The sequence below is a fragment of the Arcicella gelida genome, assembly GCF_034931025.1.
Taxonomy (GTDB): Bacteria; Bacteroidota; Bacteroidia; order Cytophagales; family Spirosomataceae; genus Arcicella; species Arcicella gelida.
This window is the reverse complement of sequence record NZ_JAYGIL010000021.1, coordinates 93,513-110,814: the sequence shown is the minus strand read 5'-3', so window position 1 is coordinate 110,814 and position 17,302 is coordinate 93,513. Positions and strand designations below refer to the sequence as shown.

General features: G+C 35.5%; 19 protein-coding genes and 1 tRNA gene. 6 read left to right on the top strand and 14 right to left on the bottom strand.

Annotated elements, in window-relative coordinates; genetic code table 11:
* Positions 1-60: 60 nt before the first annotated feature.
* From sufB to VB776_RS16460, 3 genes are all read right to left on the bottom strand, one after another.
* On the bottom strand, positions 61-1,509 hold the full coding sequence (gene sufB / locus VB776_RS16470; protein ID WP_323697935.1) for a Fe-S cluster assembly protein SufB: 1,449 nt from the start codon (positions 1,507-1,509) through the stop codon (positions 61-63).
* Positions 1,510-1,613: 104 nt separating this feature from the next.
* Positions 1,614-2,087, bottom strand: coding sequence for an Lrp/AsnC ligand binding domain-containing protein (locus VB776_RS16465; RefSeq protein WP_323260828.1), 474 nt, complete (start codon positions 2,085-2,087; stop codon positions 1,614-1,616).
* 628 nt (positions 2,088-2,715) lie between these two features.
* Positions 2,716-4,599, bottom strand: coding sequence for a CocE/NonD family hydrolase (locus tag VB776_RS16460; protein ID WP_323697934.1), 1,884 nt, complete (start codon positions 4,597-4,599; stop codon positions 2,716-2,718).
* Positions 4,600-4,780: 181 nt separating this feature from the next.
* Here VB776_RS16460 and hisG point away from each other — a divergent pair, with 181 nt between their 5' ends.
* From hisG to VB776_RS16430, 6 genes are all read left to right on the top strand, one after another.
* On the top strand, positions 4,781-5,641 hold the full coding sequence (hisG, locus tag VB776_RS16455; RefSeq protein WP_323697933.1) for an ATP phosphoribosyltransferase: 861 nt from the start codon (positions 4,781-4,783) through the stop codon (positions 5,639-5,641).
* Positions 5,642-5,646: 5 nt separating this feature from the next.
* Positions 5,647-6,903 (top strand): histidinol dehydrogenase, encoded by a 1,257-nt coding sequence (hisD, locus tag VB776_RS16450; protein WP_323697932.1) that lies wholly within the window; start codon positions 5,647-5,649, stop codon positions 6,901-6,903.
* 12 nt (positions 6,904-6,915) lie between these two features.
* Positions 6,916-7,971: a histidinol-phosphate transaminase gene (gene hisC / locus VB776_RS16445; protein ID WP_323697931.1), complete on the top strand. Its 1,056-nt coding sequence runs from the start codon at positions 6,916-6,918 to the stop codon at positions 7,969-7,971.
* Positions 7,972-7,982: 11 nt separating this feature from the next.
* Positions 7,983-8,489, top strand: a complete 507-nt coding sequence (locus tag VB776_RS16440; protein WP_323697929.1) for a hypothetical protein — start codon at positions 7,983-7,985, stop codon at positions 8,487-8,489.
* A gap of 59 nt (positions 8,490-8,548) precedes the next feature.
* Positions 8,549-8,622: transfer RNA gene (locus tag VB776_RS16435), tRNA-Ala, on the top strand.
* A gap of 114 nt (positions 8,623-8,736) precedes the next feature.
* Complete coding sequence (locus VB776_RS16430; protein WP_323697927.1) at positions 8,737-9,942, top strand: site-specific integrase; 1,206 nt, start codon at positions 8,737-8,739, stop codon at positions 9,940-9,942.
* Between the two features lie 270 nt (positions 9,943-10,212).
* Here VB776_RS16430 and VB776_RS16425 read toward each other — a convergent pair whose 3' ends face one another.
* From VB776_RS16425 to VB776_RS16375, 11 genes are all read right to left on the bottom strand, one after another.
* The gene (locus VB776_RS16425; protein WP_323697925.1) at positions 10,213-10,479 is read right to left on the bottom strand and encodes a hypothetical protein; all 267 of its coding nucleotides are present in this window, start codon (positions 10,477-10,479) and stop codon (positions 10,213-10,215) included.
* Between the two features lie 13 nt (positions 10,480-10,492).
* Positions 10,493-10,876, bottom strand: coding sequence for a hypothetical protein (locus VB776_RS16420; protein WP_323697923.1), 384 nt, complete (start codon positions 10,874-10,876; stop codon positions 10,493-10,495).
* Entirely contained in the window at positions 10,864-12,045 is a 1,182-nt protein-coding gene (locus tag VB776_RS16415) for a sialate O-acetylesterase (protein WP_323697921.1), read from the bottom strand. The genes VB776_RS16420 and VB776_RS16415 overlap by 13 nt, the downstream gene beginning before the upstream one ends.
* A gap of 33 nt (positions 12,046-12,078) precedes the next feature.
* The gene (locus tag VB776_RS16410) at positions 12,079-12,525 is read right to left on the bottom strand and encodes a hypothetical protein (protein ID WP_323697919.1); all 447 of its coding nucleotides are present in this window, start codon (positions 12,523-12,525) and stop codon (positions 12,079-12,081) included.
* On the bottom strand, positions 12,522-13,190 hold the full coding sequence (locus tag VB776_RS16405; RefSeq protein ID WP_323697917.1) for a lysozyme family protein: 669 nt from the start codon (positions 13,188-13,190) through the stop codon (positions 12,522-12,524). The genes VB776_RS16410 and VB776_RS16405 overlap by 4 nt, the downstream gene beginning before the upstream one ends.
* Before the next feature lie 130 nt (positions 13,191-13,320).
* Positions 13,321-13,521 carry a hypothetical protein gene (locus tag VB776_RS16400; RefSeq protein WP_323697915.1) on the bottom strand — a complete coding sequence of 67 codons (201 nt, stop codon included), beginning with the start codon at positions 13,519-13,521 and terminating at the stop codon, positions 13,321-13,323.
* Positions 13,522-13,641: 120 nt separating this feature from the next.
* Positions 13,642-13,881 (bottom strand): hypothetical protein, encoded by a 240-nt coding sequence (locus VB776_RS16395; RefSeq protein ID WP_323697913.1) that lies wholly within the window; start codon positions 13,879-13,881, stop codon positions 13,642-13,644.
* The gene (locus tag VB776_RS16390) at positions 13,882-14,445 is read right to left on the bottom strand and encodes a hypothetical protein (protein WP_323697911.1); all 564 of its coding nucleotides are present in this window, start codon (positions 14,443-14,445) and stop codon (positions 13,882-13,884) included.
* Positions 14,442-15,686: an SGNH/GDSL hydrolase family protein gene (locus tag VB776_RS16385; RefSeq protein WP_323697910.1), complete on the bottom strand. Its 1,245-nt coding sequence runs from the start codon at positions 15,684-15,686 to the stop codon at positions 14,442-14,444. The genes VB776_RS16390 and VB776_RS16385 overlap by 4 nt, the downstream gene beginning before the upstream one ends.
* The gene (locus VB776_RS16380) at positions 15,683-16,072 is read right to left on the bottom strand and encodes a hypothetical protein (protein WP_323697909.1); all 390 of its coding nucleotides are present in this window, start codon (positions 16,070-16,072) and stop codon (positions 15,683-15,685) included. Before VB776_RS16380 ends, VB776_RS16385 begins: the two co-directional genes overlap by 4 nt.
* Positions 16,072-17,298, bottom strand: coding sequence for a hypothetical protein (locus VB776_RS16375; protein ID WP_323697907.1), 1,227 nt, complete (start codon positions 17,296-17,298; stop codon positions 16,072-16,074). The genes VB776_RS16380 and VB776_RS16375 overlap by 1 nt, the downstream gene beginning before the upstream one ends.
* Positions 17,299-17,302: the final 4 nt, after the last annotated feature.

The following is a 17,302-nucleotide window of genomic DNA, read 5'->3' as shown; positions in this document are numbered from 1 at the left end:
TAAAAAATGCTTTTGGTTCAACCAAAAGCATTTTTTATGTAATCTCGAAATTTGTGTTCTTTAACCAACCGAGCCTTCTAGCGATACAGCAAGCAATTTTTGAGCTTCTACTGCAAATTCCATTGGTAATTGATTTAATACTTCTTTGGCATAACCGTTTACGATTAAGGCTACAGCTGCTTCAGTAGAAATACCACGTTGGTTACAATAGAACAATTGATCTTCACCAATTTTAGAAGTTGTCGCTTCGTGTTCTACAGTAGCCGTTTTATTTTTTACTTCAATGTATGGAAAAGTATGCGCTCCACAACGGTCGCCCATTAATAAAGAATCACATTGCGAGAAGTTACGAGCATTATCAGCACGTTTCATTACTTCTACTAGTCCACGGTATGAATTATGAGATTTACCAGCTGAAATACCTTTAGAAACAATTCTTGATTTAGTATTTTTACCGATATGAATCATTTTAGTACCAGTATCGGCTTGTTGCATATTATTAGTAACAGCTACTGAATAGAATTCACCGATAGAATTATCTCCTTTTAAAATTACTGAAGGATATTTCCACGTAATCGCCGAACCTGTTTCTACTTGTGTCCACGATATTTTAGAATTTGCACCCTCGCAAATACCACGTTTTGTAACGAAGTTATAAATTCCACCTTTTCCTTCTTTATCGCCCGGATACCAGTTTTGTACAGTTGAATATTTCACTTCTGCATTTTCATGAGCAACAATTTCAACTACTGCGGCGTGTAATTGATTTTCATCACGCTGAGGAGCTGTACAACCTTCTAAATAACTAACATAAGAACCCTCATCGGCAACAATTAAAGTACGTTCGAACTGTCCAGTTCCAGCGGCATTGATGCGGAAGTATGTTGAAAGTTCCATTGGGCAACGAACACCTTTTGGAATATAACAGAAAGAACCATCAGTAAATACAGCAGCATTTAATGCAGAAAAGAAATTATCTTTTACTGGTACAACTGAACCTAAATATTTTTTGATTAATTCAGGATGATCTTGAATTGCTTCCGACATCGAACAGAAGATGATTCCTCTTTTCGCTAAATCTGCCTTAAAAGTAGTTGCTACCGAAACAGAGTCGATAACGGCATCAACGGCAACATTTGATAAACGTTTTTGCTCATTTAATGAAATACCTAATTTCTCAAAAGTAGCACGTAATTCTGGATCAATATCATCTAATGATTCCAAAACCTTTGCTTGTTTTGGAGCAGAATAATATTTAACTGATTGATAGTCAACTGGCTTGTAATGAACGTTAGACCATTTTGGTTCTTCCATTGTTAACCAAGTACGGTAAGCACTTAGTCTTAAATCAAGCATCCATTCTGGTTCGTTTTTCTTTGTTGAAATCAATCTGATTACGTCTTCACTCAAACCTGCAGGCACTTCGTCAGTTTCGAAGTGACTTTGAAAACCATATTTGTACTCCGAGGAGGTAACTTCCTCTAATATATCAATTTCTTCTTTTGCCATTGCTTTAGGTAGTAATTATCCTACAAAAATAAGCCAAAAAAACGAAGAATAGTTCGCCTGTTTAGATTTTTTCTAAAAAGGCTACCCAGAAAGGGCTAAAAATATTACCCTTTATAGCCAAAAGGCACAGAACGATTGATACTTTCTTCTAAAGAAATAAATGTTTCCGTTCTTTGAATGCCCTGTACTTTTTGAATTTTATCGTGAAGTACTTCTCTTAAATGAACAGTATCACGACAAACAATTTTAGCAAAAATTGAATAAATACCTGTCGTATAATTGATACTTACAACTTCTGGAATCTTGATAAGTTGTTCAGCAACTTCGGCATAGAGTGAACTTTTATCTAAATAGATACCCAAAAAAGCTGCAATATCCCAACCTAATTTAGTGTGGTCTATTACCAATTGTGAACCTTTAACAATGCCAGCCTGCTCCATTTTACCCATTCTTACATGAACGGTTCCGCCCGAAACATTGATTTTTTTACCAATTTCTGTGTAAGGCATGGTGGCATCTTGCATCAAAAGTCCTAAAATTTTCAAATCAGTTTCGTCGATTTCGACATTCTTTTCCATAATATAAGTATTTAAACTCAAATAAAATTTAAAATTTTACAAAAAACAATACTTTTGAAAAGAAATTATTAGCAAATTTTAAATAAATCTGCTTCACAATTGAATATAATGTAAATTTTAAGTTTTTTTTATGTAAAATTTGCAAAATAATAAAAGGTGCACTAACTTTGCATTGTCAAGTTAAAAGAAACGAAGACAACCACACTGTAGGGTGATGAAATTTGGCAGACGTACCCTCCTGTCTCGGGGGTGGTGAACATGAAATAAAGTAAGTGTAATGCCCATCGCAAGATGGACTGGGGTTGACCACCAGACTTTGTACTTTACCTAATCACACCGTGGAGGTTCGAATCCTTCTCCTACAGCCAATTATTTGATATATTTTGAGGATAAATTTTTGTCAAAGCACAATTTTATTATTACCTTTATTCTCAAATTATCAGATTGACTACAAGATATCAAGTAGTTTTATTTGGTTTTTAGTTTGTTGATGAAGTGTAATTCAAAAAAGCAGTCTTTGTAAGTCTGCTTTTTTTGTTTCTAGCCCTTATCAATAAAAAGTCGTAGTATTTCAGGAATACTACGGCTTTTTACTTTAAGTGTTTATACTTATGTCAATTTTTAAAAATTACTCTAAAATTCCCACTTTTAAATAACTTGCTGCTGATTTTTGATGGAAAACTTTCTGAGTAGCTTTTTGATAATCCTTTTCTTCAGCTTTAAAAATATCCATAAATTTTTGCGGATTTCTATCAGCAAATGGAAAGCAAGAACTTTGAATTTGCACCATAATTTTATGACCTTTTTTAAAGGTGTGCAAAACATCTTGTAATTCTACATTGACACTTGTTACTTGATTAGGCACAAACGGTTTGGGCTTTGAAATATCTTCACGATATTTTCCTCTAAAAATTTCGGAACGTACTAATTGCTGATAATTTCCATAAACTACTTCAGGTCTTTTAGGATGTTCTGGAGCATCAGCTGGATAAACATCGATTACTTTCACAATCCAATCGGCATCGGTTCCAGAAGTAGCCACTTTCAACATCGCTTTTATTTCTCCAGAAAGTGTGATGTCTTTCTCTAAAACATCCGTTGAAAATGACAGAACATCAGGGCGAGCATAAGCAAAACGCTGGTCTTCTACCATATAATCCGCCGAAAACCCATCATTGATTTTAGAAGAAAAAGGAACAGGTCGATTTGGGTCTGAAACATAATCAGAGAATGATTTTTCGTTTGTTGGTGCAGTAAACGATAATTTGCCATTTGAATGAAAATATAAATTTTTCTCTTGAGTGCCTTTTGCTGGATAAGTATCAAACGAACGCCATTTATTTGTTCCTGTTTCAAAAAGTGTTGCTTCGGGTAAATCAAGCGGTTTAGAATCATCAATCAAGTAATGATGAAAAAATTTAGCCTCAATATTTTCTTGATAATATGGTGATACTTTTGAACCAAAATCTACATCAGCAAGCATTTGTCCAGAAGAACCAGCCCAACCTCCATGAACCCAAGGACCAACTACAAAAATATTTTTGATGTTTGGATTCTGTTTTTCAATGGCTTTATAAGTATTGAACGTTCCGTATAAATCTTGTTCGTCGTACCAGCCTCCAACTACCATTACTGCATGTTTAATACCTTTTAAGTGTGGCAGAATATTTCTTTTCTTCCAATGTTCATCATAACTTGGATGATCAAAATTGTCATGATAATAAACGTTTCTACCTTTATAAAAACCGTCTTCTGAATTTTTGGTTGTTTTTACTTCATTCAAGTAAAAATCATAACCATCAGGATTGTTATTTTGAAAATATGCAGGTGGACGAGTAATTGTTGGTTTTGTTTGCTCCTGAAAGAAATTATAAAAACCAAAATTGGCTGCAATCATAAATGCTCCATTATGAAAAGCATCATCTCTCCAAAGGTCAGCCATCGGTGCTTGTGGTGAAGAAGCCTTCAAAGCTGGATGTTCTGAAACAGCTCCAGCAGAGGTAAAAAAGCCGGGATACGAAATTCCCCATTGACCAACTTTACCATTATTGTTACTAATGTTTTTTGTCAGCCAATCAATGGTGTCATAAGTATCTGTAGATTCGTCAATATCCGTTTTGGCTTTCTTTATATCAAGATGAGGCGTCATTTCTACAAATTTTCCTTCTGAAGCCCATCTTCCTCTTACATCTTGGTAAACTACGATGTAATTACTTCTCAACATAAAAGGATTTGGACCAATTCGCTTTTTATACTTATCCGTTCCGTACGGCGAGCAAGTATATGGCGTTCTTTGCATCAAAATAGGATACTTTTTACTTTGGTCTTTTGGAGCGTAAACTTGCGTAAAAAGCTTGATTCCGTCACGCATTTGAACCATAAATTCCATTTTCTGATAATTTTCACGGATGTAAGCGCTGTCTTGAGCGACTGAAAATGGATAAGGAGATTCAGTTTTTTGGGCATAACTACAAACAGGTATTAGAAGTAGCCACAAGAAAAGTTTTTTCATATTTGAATTTGTTGATTAAGAAATATCAATGATTTCTTGACAATTTACACAAAAGCCGTCAAAACCTAAATTGGATTGCGTAATTTTGCAGTCCGCTAGCTTTTACCTAAATAGACAAAAACAATCGTAATTAATCATTTTTAGGAAATGTTAGTATTGTGGACTAATAAATAACTGACAAGTGACTCAAAATTTAAGAATTGCCGTTCAGAAATCTGGACGCTTAAGTGAAGATTCCCTCAATCTTTTTAAGGAATGCGGAATCAAGTTTGATAATGGAGCAGGAAAGTTAAAAGCAACTTCTTCAAACTTCCCAGCAGAATTTTTGTTTCTTAGAGACGATGATATCCCAGGCTATGTAGAAGATGGCGTTGCGGATATTGGTATTGTCGGACAAAATGTTCATGTGGAAAGTAACAAAAACGTTTCAGAAGTGAAATTGTTAGGCTTCTCAAAATGCCGTTTATCAATTGCTATTCCTAGAAGCGAGGTTTACAATGGCATTGAAGATTTAGAAGGAAAAGACATTGCTACTTCATATCCAATTATTTTAGGAAATTATCTAAAAGATAATGGCGTTACTTCTCATATTCATGAAATTTCTGGTTCAGTAGAAATTGCACCAAGTATTGGTTTGGCTCATGCTGTTTGCGATATTGTTTCTTCTGGCGGTACTTTATTGAGCAATGGTCTGAAAGAAGTAGAAGTAATTTTCCGTTCGGAAGCGATTATGATTGGTTGCCCGACTATGTCTGCTGAAAAACAAGATATTCTTAATCAGATTTTGTTTAGAATTGATGCTGTTCAAAGAGCAAAAAATAACAAGTATGTTGTGTTGAATACCAAAAATGAAAATATACAAGCCATCAGTAAATTATTGCCAGGTATGCAATCACCATCTGTGATTCCTTTGGCACAAGAAGGCTGGTCGGCGATGAGTTCAGTAATTAACGAAAATGACTTTTGGCAAAATATCGAAAAACTACGTGAAGCAGGTGCTGAAGGTATTTTAGTAATGCCGATTGAAAAAATGATTTATTAGTTTCCATGAAAATTATAAAATATCCCAAACAATCCGATTATAAAGCCTTATTAACACGCCCTACACAGGATATTGCTGTGATTGAACAACGTGTAGCACCCATCTTGTACAGAGTAAAAACAGAAGGCGATATCGCCCTTCGTGATTTTGCTTTGAGCTTCGATAAAGTACATTTAGAATCAATAGAGATGCCTTCTACAGAAATTGAAAAGGCAGCATCATTGCTTTCTGAAGATTTGAAGCAAGCGATTCATCAAGCTTACAGGAACATTCATAAATTTCATGAGGCTCAAAAGAGTACTCCTGAAAAAATTGAAACGATGTCGGGTGTTACTTGCTGGCGCAAGACTGTCGGAATTGATAAAGTTGGGGTATATATTCCGGGTGGCACAGCACCATTATTTTCAACGGTACTGATGTTAGGAATTCCTGCACAAATTGCAGGTTGTAGAGAAATTGTTTTGTGTACACCATCAAACCATCCAGCAATTCTGTATGCAGCTTCGCTTTGTGGAATCACCAAAATTTACAGAATTGGCGGAGCTCAAGCTATCGCAGCGATGGCTTATGGTACAGAAACGGTGCCACAAGTATATAAAATTTTTGGCCCTGGCAATCAGTACGTTACTGCTGCCAAAATGTTGGTAAATAAAGAAGGAATAGCGATTGATATGCCTGCGGGTCCTTCGGAAGTAGCCGTTTATGCAGATGATTCTGCTAATCCAGCTTTTGTGGCGGCAGATTTATTATCACAAGCAGAACATGGTGTTGATTCACAAGTATTATTGGTTTCAACTTCTGAAAAAATAATTGAAGCAGTAAACGAAGAGCTTACAAAACAATTAGCCGTTTTGCCAAGAGCAGATTTTGCTTCAAAAGCACTTGAAAATAGTCAGGCAATTTTGGTAGAAAATCAGGAAATAGCTTTAGCACTTTTGAATGATTATGCAGCTGAACACTTGATTTTATCAATTGAAAATGCGGAAGAAGTATCAGAAAAAATTTATCAAGCAGGTTCAATTTTCTTGGGTAATTATACGCCTGAATCTGCTGGAGATTATGCTTCTGGTACAAACCATACTTTGCCCACAAATGGTTATGCAAGGGCTTATTCTGGCGTAAGCTTAGATAGCTTTGTGAAGAAAATAACAGTTCAGCATATTACCAAAGAAGGCATTCAAAACCTCGGAAAAACAATTATTGAAATGGCAGAAGCGGAGTCTTTAGATGCTCATGCTAATGCAGTGAAAATTAGAATGTAAATTATTAAAATTATGACTTTCAACTTACAAAGTATCGTTCGTAAACATATCCTTAGTCTTGCTCCTTACTCTTCTGCTCGTGATGAATATACTGGTAAAGAAGGTGTTTTTTTAGATGCTAACGAAAACCCAATTGGTTCGGCTACGCCAGAAAATTGGAACAGATACCCAGACCCATATCAAGCTGCAATCAAAGAGAAAATTGCACCCATAAAAGGTTGTCGCCCAACGCAAATTTTCTTAGGAAATGGTTCTGATGAACCAATTGATTTGATTATCAGATTGACTTGTGAGCCTAAAGAAGATAATATTATTATCCTTCCGCCAACTTACGGAATGTATGAAGTAAGTGCTTCGGTGAATAATGTTCAAGTTCAAAAAATTGATTTGACTGAAGATTATCAATTGGATGTTGATGCCATTATTGAAGCCATCAACCCAAAAACAAAATTGATTTTTATCTGTTCACCGAACAATCCAACAGGAAATATTATCAATCGTGAAGCAATTTTAACCATTATCGACAATTTTGAGCATGGTTTGGTAATTATTGATGAAGCTTACAATGATTTTTCTGATGAACCATCTTTCATTCCTGAATTAGATAATTTTCCAAACGTAATGGTACTTCAAACGTTCTCAAAAGCTTGGGGTTTAGCCGCTTTAAGATTAGGAATGGCGTTTGCAAATGAGGAATTAATCAAACTTTTGAATAAGATTAAATATCCATACAACATTAACGGATTGACACAAAAACTGTTAATTGAAAACATTTCGAATACTGATTTCGTAGTAAATTCCGTTAATACGCTAAATAATAACCGTAAGCTATTAGCAGAAGAGTTATCTGAATTATCTATCGTCGAAAATATTTTTCCATCGGATGCCAATTTCTTATTAGTGAAATTTCAAGATGCTAAAGCAGTTTTCGATTACTTAATTGAGCAAAAAACTATCGTGCGTGACCGCTCAAAAGTAAAACTTTGTGATAATTCGTTAAGAATTTCGATTGGTACGACAGAAGAAAACACTCATTTGATGAATCTACTGAAAGCTTACAAATCATAATCTTATTTCTTATGAAAAAAATTGCTTTTATATGTTCTCTAGTATTGTTAAGTTTTTCAGGTTTTTCACAATACAAAACTTGGGCTGTTGGTGCAAAACTTGGTGACCCTTCTGGCTTAACAATTCGCCATTATCTCAATAATGACAAAAACGCATTAGAACTTAATGTAGGCGTTTACGGAGCATTATGGGGATTAAGAAGCCCTTATAGAGATGGCAATTTTGATGGAGCAGGGATTTCTTTTAGTGGAATTTATCTTTGGCATCAGCAATTGGGCAATTCTCCTCTAAGATGTTATTATGGTTTTGGTGGGCAGATTACTTCTCGTTCATATATTTTAGATAGTAAACAAACACCCAACACTGGAATTGGTGGCATTGGACAAGCTGGACTAGAGTATGGAGTACCAGATTCACCTTTATCAGTTTTTGGGGAATTAGGACTTTACATTGAACTCGTACCTGCTTTTTTTTACACACATCCTCAAGGTGGTTTGGGAGTAAGATATAATTTTTAAGAAATTAGTACCTCAATTTTGCATACTAATTCATATTGGATACTTTTGTGAGTATTCTTGGGGGCTTAGCTCAGTTGGCTAGAGCGCTACGCTGGCAGCGTAGAGGTCATGGGTTCGAATCCCATAGTCTCCACCCTGTTACAATTACTTTTTAATAAAACGCCCTGTACGCAACGTATTGGGCGTTTTTGATTTCTGAAAAATGTCTGTAAATCTTTAAAATGTATGTTACATACAATTTGACAAAATGGCAAAAGTGACTTTTACTCCTGAGTTGAACCCACGAGCGGACAAAAACGGCTTATTCACTATTTATATCAGGATTTACGCCAACGGAAAATATAAGCGTGTGTGTTTGGGTGTTTCGGTGAAAAAAGAGGACTGGAACGCTGATAAACGGGAAGTAAGAAAGAGTAATAAGGATGCTGAAATGATTAATACCTTGATTAGAAAAAAGGTATCAGAGGGATTTTCTCAGGATATTATTTCTAAGGTTTCAAACAATAAGCAATCAATTGTTACGATTCAAAAAAATCTGAAGAATGAAGTAACGGGTGGTAATTTTTTTGAGTTTGCGGAAAAGATTGTGAAAGAGATGCAAAATTCTGGTTCTCAACGTGTTTATTATTCTGTGTTGGCAAAATTGAAAGAATACCAAAACGACCTTGATTTTTTGGATATTAGCCGTTCTTTTTTGATTAATTATGAAAGATGGCTTTTTGAAGAAAAAGGAAATAATAAGAATACAATTCATAAGAACCTTACTACGATTAGAACGATTTACTATGAAGCTGCACGAAGAGAGGTTTTTGAACCATCAAAAAATCCTTGGTTGGCTATGAAAATTAATAAAGTAAAGTCTAATCGTTCTCAGCTAACCATCGAAGAAATTAAGGTACTGGAGGGATTGGAACTTGAGAAAGATTCTCAGCTTTTTCACGCTCGTAATATTTTCTTGCTTCAATTTTATGCTTATGGGACTAGGATTGCGGATATGTTGTTGATGAAATGGGTACATTTGAAAGATAATCGACTTGAATTTTTGGCTAACAAAACAGGCAAAAAGCACGCTGTTAAGCTGCCAATTGAAGCAATTTTGATACTTGAATACTATAAGGAAAGAAGAAAAAGTATTACAGATTATATTTTTCCATACCTGAAATTGAAACAATGGGATAGCCATCTTTTATTTAGAAAAGATATTGAATCAAAAACCTCTCAGGTTAATAATAATCTCAAAAAATTGGCTGTTTTGGCTAACATTAATAAGCGTATTTCTACGCACGTGGCTAGGCATTCATTTGCAGAAATAGCACGCCAAAAAACGAAGAATGATATTTGGGCAATTTCAAAAGCGTTAGGACATTCAAATATTTCAATCACAGAAAATTATTTCGGGCAGAACTCTGAACGTGAAAATGATTCTTTAAGTGACATTGTTTTTAAATCTTGAAAAATGGTTGTCATGCTGTCATGTTGTCAAAAAACCGCTTAAAATGTGTATTTAAGCGGTTTTTTTGTGACAAATGTTTTTATGAAAGTTGTCACAAACAAAAAAAGCCCGTAATGATTACGGGATTTTTTGTTTGGTGTGAATAGTTGCCGTTGTGTGTACCTGGTACATTCACATATTTTTTTTACGCCGGACATTCACATATTTAATCAAAAATTAATGTTTTATTGCTCAGCACGTTCACATATTTACTGACAAATTAGCGGGTTTTTAGTCCAGGCGTTTCACATATTGGTATGTTGTGAAAGTTGCTAGGGCTGAACTTGTGATGAGGAATATCCATTTTAGCCGTTTTTGTCTTCTAAGTATGAAGTCTTGATTTTGGTTTGTCTTTAGTATAAAATCAAACTTTTGGTTTGTCCTTTGAAGTTCATCTTCGTTTGCTTTTACAATTATTTCAAAGATTTGTACTCGTGTTTTGAGTAACAAGTTTTCTTGTGATAGAGAATCTTTCTCAGCAATATCTTTTAACCACATTTTGTAGGTTAAATTATTGAGTGTTGGTAAAGGCTTCGGGGCGTTTTGAGCGTAACAATTCGATTTGTTCGTTAATTGGCATATTGTCAATATTGCGAAAAGTAGCGTCAATGTTTTTTTGAAGCTGGTTAAGTTGGATAGTGTTTTTTTGAAGGGAATCATATAAAATTTTCTTTTGGGTTTGAATGTTTGAAATTTCTAAATCTTTTTGTTTGAGTACTTGATTGATAATGGTTAATTCTCCTTTTCGCTGTTGTTCATCTTTTATTCTCTGATACTCGAGGAATGCAATACTTGATAAAGATGATATTAAAAAGAGTAAAAGCCACATGGGTACAGATACTTTTTTTGTTGAAAAATCCTTCAAAAAAGTTAGTTTACTAATTATGAAATCCATTTTTTGTAATTTTTTATGGTGAAAAATATCGCTGAAGCAACGGATAAAAATATGATAGCTGTTTTTAAGTACTCGAGCATCGTATTTTTTTGCGTTGGTGGATCCAAAACATTGACTGTAAAAGGAGGGTTTTTTATTAGGAACTCTTTTGTTCCGATTATTTCGGCTAATTGTCTGGCTGTTTCTGTTTCGCCAAAAGGGTTTAAATGAAGTTTGTCTTCAATTCTTAATGAATCAGGGAATTTGTAAATCTCTGCGCCTTGGGTGGTGTATGGTATGGTTTTGAGTGCTAATAATGCACCATCAACCAATCCTTGCCATGCGGGTAAATTGGTGGCTGAAAGTGATAGTACAAAAGGGAGGTTTGCAATGCCTGAATCTGTACGGAATTTTGAGATTATTTTTTGATAATAATTTGCGATTAAGTCTTTGTCTGGATGTGCGTTGTCGTTGTCTCCGTGGATGCAAATTACTGCACGAATACCTGTTTTTGGAACAATGGTATTCAAGATGTTCTTTGCCTTGGAATATGGCATTCCTTTTGAATACTGGATGAAAGGATGTTCAAAAGGGATGCTGTACATTGCTTTGTACCAATGTTCAAGGTTTGAGCCGCCAAAACCTGCATTTAGAAAACAGATTGGTACATCAAACTTTTTGATAAGTTCGTTTCCTAATTTGCCCCAAATACCTTGTTTGATGGTAGAAAGTACCTGATATTCATGTTCAAAAGTTTTCACATTTTGAAGCGAAAAATCTTTCATCGAAATGAATCCTGAATTTTCATACGGTGCTTTTTCCCACATCGGGTGAAAAAGAGAATCAGGCATTATGATACGTTCGTCATCGCTTGCAATTGTTCCGTAATCTTCCGTAAAAGAATGACCAATTATCATAAAAACCTCACCTACTGCACAAAAAACGCCTTTTTTCTCGCTGTTTGCTTCCGTTTCTAAATAGTAATAACCTGCTTGGAGGGTAATTTTTTGGGCGAAAGTTCCTTCTACTATTTGCGTTTCTAGTTGCAAAAATGTGCCGCCTTTGGTTGGATTGGCGGTAATTTTAAGCGTTCCTGTATTGTCTGTTTTGCCTGTTACTTCGATAGTAGCAAGGTTATTATTATTACGCTGGAAGGGCTGTTTGTTGGTGGGCGTTAAGATTTGTATCATGATTTTTAGTATCGAGTATTCACATTGTTCAAATTAAAATGGTGGCTCTTCTGTAATAGAACCGAAAATATCAATTACTTCTTGACTGTAAGAGGTTGGTGCGTATTTGGCGTATTTCTCTGCGTTGTCTATTGGTTTATGCTTACGGATAAGCATTTTTTCGAGTTCAATAGTTTGTTTTTCAGTTGCTAATATTACTCTGATTGTGTAGCCTTTAAAATTGTTTCTTCGGGCTTCTTGGTAAGTAATTCTGTTGTACCTGCGGGCGTGTTGGTTTTTGGTTTCTCGTGATTCTTCACGGAAATCATTCCATACTTGAAAATGTCTGTATAAGGTTTTATAAACGTTGGTTTTTGACATACCCACGTAAATTATTTGACCTTGAAAACGAATAACGTACACCCCTGACCGTTGTGTACGTTCTGAAAATGATGTATTTCCTTTTGAATCATAAGGACTAACGTATTTTGATTTTCTCATGCGATTGTGTGGGCTATTCCGTTTCTACCTCCTACCGCTTTTATATAAGCGATATTTTCTGTTTTGGAAGCGGATGACCAATTTTGTTTTTGAATCCAAGCAATTACTTCTGTGGCTGTTGTTCCGCTTGGGTTTGAATAGTAGCGTAAATAGCCTGTTATTACTTTTTCAAGCCTTAATACTCCGTTTTCGGTGTACTTATCAACCAACTGAGACAAGTACAAGCAAGCAAGATAAAGGTTTAGTTCAGGGTCTTTTAATTGATTTGTTGTAAACAAAATCGGTGTGCCTAATTGCTTTCTTTTTAAGATTGCGTTTAGTTTTGTTGCTCCTAATTTTTCCGTTAGAAATACTCTTTCTTCGGCTGTGATTCTGTTTTTCTGATTCTCTCGAATAAGTGCATCACTGGCGGTGTCTGGCGTTATTTGCATGATTCCCGTTGCTCCTGTGGATTTTACGAAATTGGCGTTTCCATCTGCATTCTCACGGTACATGATTGAGTAAATCAACCAAGTGTAGTCAGATAAGCCCGTTAGTTTGGCACATTTCAAAACGATTGTGTTGAAACGTGTTTTAAGGGAATTTACTCTTTCTAGGATTTTATCTGATTCGGTTTTGGTATAAACCGTTTCGTTGATGATAGGAAGTTTTGTTATTGTTGCCATCGGTTCTACTCTTTTATTACTATTCCTTTACGGTTTAACTTTTGCTGTTGTGGTTTGTAAAAGTTAAAGAAATAGTAGGATATTGTTGAAAATAATAATGAAAGTGCTGCTATTGAAATGAGTACCTTTTTCATTTTTTGAGTGATTTTATAGCGGTTAAAACCGTTTGAGGGTCTGGCGAAAATGTACCTGATATGATGGTAGTGATACCGTATATCATTAGTTCGTCATTTGATTTTACGAACCCTAAAATCAGAAGAGCTAAACCAATTATCCAAGCTAAAACCGTAGTTTTCCAATTTTTTTTGAGGAATGTTAATAGTTTTTTCATGCTTTTCGTTTGTCGTACCAATTACGAATATTGGTATAATTTGAAAAAATACCCGAAAGTATTAATATGATTGAAAGGACTGCTATGATGCCTTTTAGGGTGCGATTTTTTGACATTAAATCATTCATCTTTTTTTGTGGTTTTAGCAGCTTTGATTTTGTAATAAATACAAACCCAAAGCCAAATGATGCCACTGATGGCGGAAATGGTAGATAAAATTTGATTCATTGAGGTTAGGGATATAATAAAAGGCGTTAAGGATAAAAGAAAACCCCTAAGCCCTGAAATGTCAGAATCTGTGAAGTATTCTAACACACTCTCTAAGTGTGTTAAGATTGTTGTTTTGGTTTCGTGGTTCATCTATTTAATAATTTTAATTTTCAATGTTCCAGCAGATAAATCTATAGTAGAAACAGTTAGATTTATAAATGTAACTGTTACGGTATTGGCGGATGAAACATAAGATTGAAGTATTAGCCCTGCAATGTTTAATGAGAAAGAAGTTAATACAAAATCGCCTAAACTAGCACCTGATACAGTGACCGTACTTGAAACTGTTGCATTACTAGCTACACTAGCAGGGTCGAATGATGAAGTGCTTACTTCTATTTCATTTTTCCAGAAGGATGGAATCCAATAGGTACCATCGTTCCAGAGTAGGCACTCTTGTTGAGGCCTAATTGTAATTGAATTGCTTGTGACTCCTTTTAGTCTAAACTGTTCACCTCCCCTTGTATTCAGTGTTATAATACACTGACTTGATACATTTGAAAGAAGAATTAGGGTTTCTCTTGCTTTTGAATTAGTAGAGTATCTTGATGGAAGAGTCCATGTTGATGCCGTTTGACTAGTTCCAAACATTGAATAAATCCCACTTTCCCTAATTGAAACTTCGGATTGGTCAATTAAAGTGTATCTCTTCATAATCCTGTAGCTTTTTTTATTGTTTCTTTTATTACACCCTTCAAAATATCGTTTCCTGTATCGTTCGGGTGAATCCCGTCGTCGGTACTTCCTATTAACATTTGAACCTGATTATCTATAGTTGTACCGCTCAAAGCTGTTGCAGTATCGGCTATAAATACATAGTTGCTATTTGCAGCTAATGTTGTTAGCTGTAAATTATCAGCAACTCTTAATGCGTCAGAACTTCCAAAATTTTTCTGTGAGTTGTTGACTGGTAACATTGTCCACATTACAGGGATAACTCCTTTTTTTGTGCATTCCGCAATTAGTGCATTTCTAAGCCCTGCACTTGTGTTGATTATAGTCTCATTCATAATTTCGCCAATATTTGGGCTATTTGAGGGAAAAACTAGTACGTCTGGTTTTATTTCACTTTGAAGAATATCGAATCCTCTATTATAGAATTCCTGTGGAGATTGCCCACTCCATCCACAGTTAGCATACTCTACGGCTATTTCAGGTGTTGTGAGTTCTTGACAAGCGGAATAAATAAAGCCTTGACCGAGGTATGTGCCTCGGCTATCTGTGATTGAATCGCCATTCCCCATGACAGTGATTACTTTTCCACGACTTGCATATTGCACACCTACAATAGCACTTTGATTCAAGTTTGTTGTGGAACTAAAACCTGTTGGAGAACTAACAAAATCCCCTTGCTGTCTTCTAGAAATAAAAATTCTACCTGATGGGTTTGTTGCCCAGTTGCTAAAGACATCTGAACCATCCCCAACGCAAGGAATGCCAAGCGTATTTCCTTTGATAACACTTCTTACAACCAATAAAGGCAAAGTACCTCCGTCGGTTCGAGGGATGCTTTTGATTGGTATCCATTCAGATAAATTATACTCAATCCGTGAATCTGCTGGTGACATTGCCCAACAAAAACCACGGTTAGAGTCATCTATTACGCTATACCAAGTCCCTCCAGAATTATTTGCATCTGTTAATGAAGATATTACAGAAGCCCCAACAGTAGTTGTTACGAAGCTACCATTTTTGAATGTGTTTGCATGAATTATTCTAACAGCATCGAAATGTTGTTCTACTGTTAATGTTATTTGATGTGTGTATGTAGCACTTTGAGAATAAGTACCCATACGACCGCCAAAAATTCGTGTGCCGACATTTTGCCATTTGTTTATAGCAAGTGTTCTATCGTTGCTATCTTTTTGTCTAAATTTTGTGGTTAAATCACTCATAGTAATAAGATTTCTTTTGGTTCTATCCCGTTATGTAAGTACAATCCTGTTCCTCCAGAATTGTTGATTTCATCTGCTGTAACGATAATAAATCTTTTATGGGTAGAGGATGAGATTAAAGCATAATTATTTGGCATTTCTACACGAATAAAAGCAGGTATCCAATTTTCGTTTAAAATTCCTCCTTCTAATTGATAGATTATACCTGTATCTTTTACATAGCAAGTCATTTCCTCACGCCTAATTTCAGCATCAATCAAGTCTCTTTCTTCAATTGTATCAACAATCTGATGCCCTCCCTCTACTTTTTTTGCGTCAACATGAGGCGTTTTATCCGCTGGGTTTGGGCTTGTTAGCTTTGAATATATAATTGTCCCTCCTGTCATTATTGTATCGTTATTGCGATTGATGATGAATTTTGAATTGTGTTCATTACACAGATATAAAATGCTTCTGTGAAACTGTCGCTGTTGGTTACGTTTTGTTCGGTAATTGTCCAATCCGTGTTTTCTAATCCTGCCATTATGAAGGTTGGTAAACCTAAACTCTTAGGATAGGCAATTACGGGGTGTTCTGCGTTTCCTGCTAGGGTTACGGTTCTTTGTCTTGCATTAACCAATACTGAATTTTGTAAGTCTAAAATTTCGCTATTGGTTAACGTAGTATTTGGGCTTGAACCGAAGAACATTCTGTTATCGAAACGGATGGATGTTGTACGGGTGGCGGTGTTTTGTCCATCGTTTGCCGAAATCGTAAATGTTGTATTGGCTGTGATATTTACGGTTGCTGTTTTCGATGTTTCCGAAGTTGGCGTAATTGAGCCTATTCCGTTATTTATCGAAATGGAAACGGGTGTTTTGTTGAAAGTAAAACCGAAAGTGATACTTGAAACGGTGCTTCCTTTTTGTACAACGTTTACGTTATTCGTGAATGTAAGTACCTGAATTAAGATGTACTCTAGTGCTTCGATACGGCTTAATAATGAGTTGTTGATTGCTACGTATTCAGTACCATCGAAAAAATATTTTGTTACTTTCCCGCTGTTGTTTTCATCCTGAATTACGATGATGTCTTTCATTACTCCGTCGTATGCTGACATTTGAGCGACTGCACTTGCATAAGTAGCGTAATAATCGTAGCGTTGATGTTCAACTTTTGTTCTTGTATCGAATGTTGTTCCGTTCCAAGTTTTCATGGTTGAATCATCGGTATCGAAATATATTACACCAAATTGCCCGCTTGATGGTGGGGCTGTGGCTTTGATTACTTTGTAGAGGTTTGTATAAAGTGGTGCGTCTGGCGTATGTGGGAATATTACGATATTTTGATAATTCAAACGCATATAAAGCGAAGGTTCGCTTAAAAAGTTTGAATCTGATTCTATGATGATTAGTCCCTCAAATTGTTCTGGTATGGTTGCAAGCCCTGCTTCGGTTGCAAAACGTTTGGGGCGTTCATCCCACAAGTAACCCGCCAATGATAATAATAAACGTTCGATATTGTTGTTTAAGGCAAGAATACCGATTTCGTTGATATTTTCGGGCGTTGGTCGTTGACCTGTTTCAATGAATGCTATTATCCTTTGAATATTATTATCATTTATAATAGCCATTTTC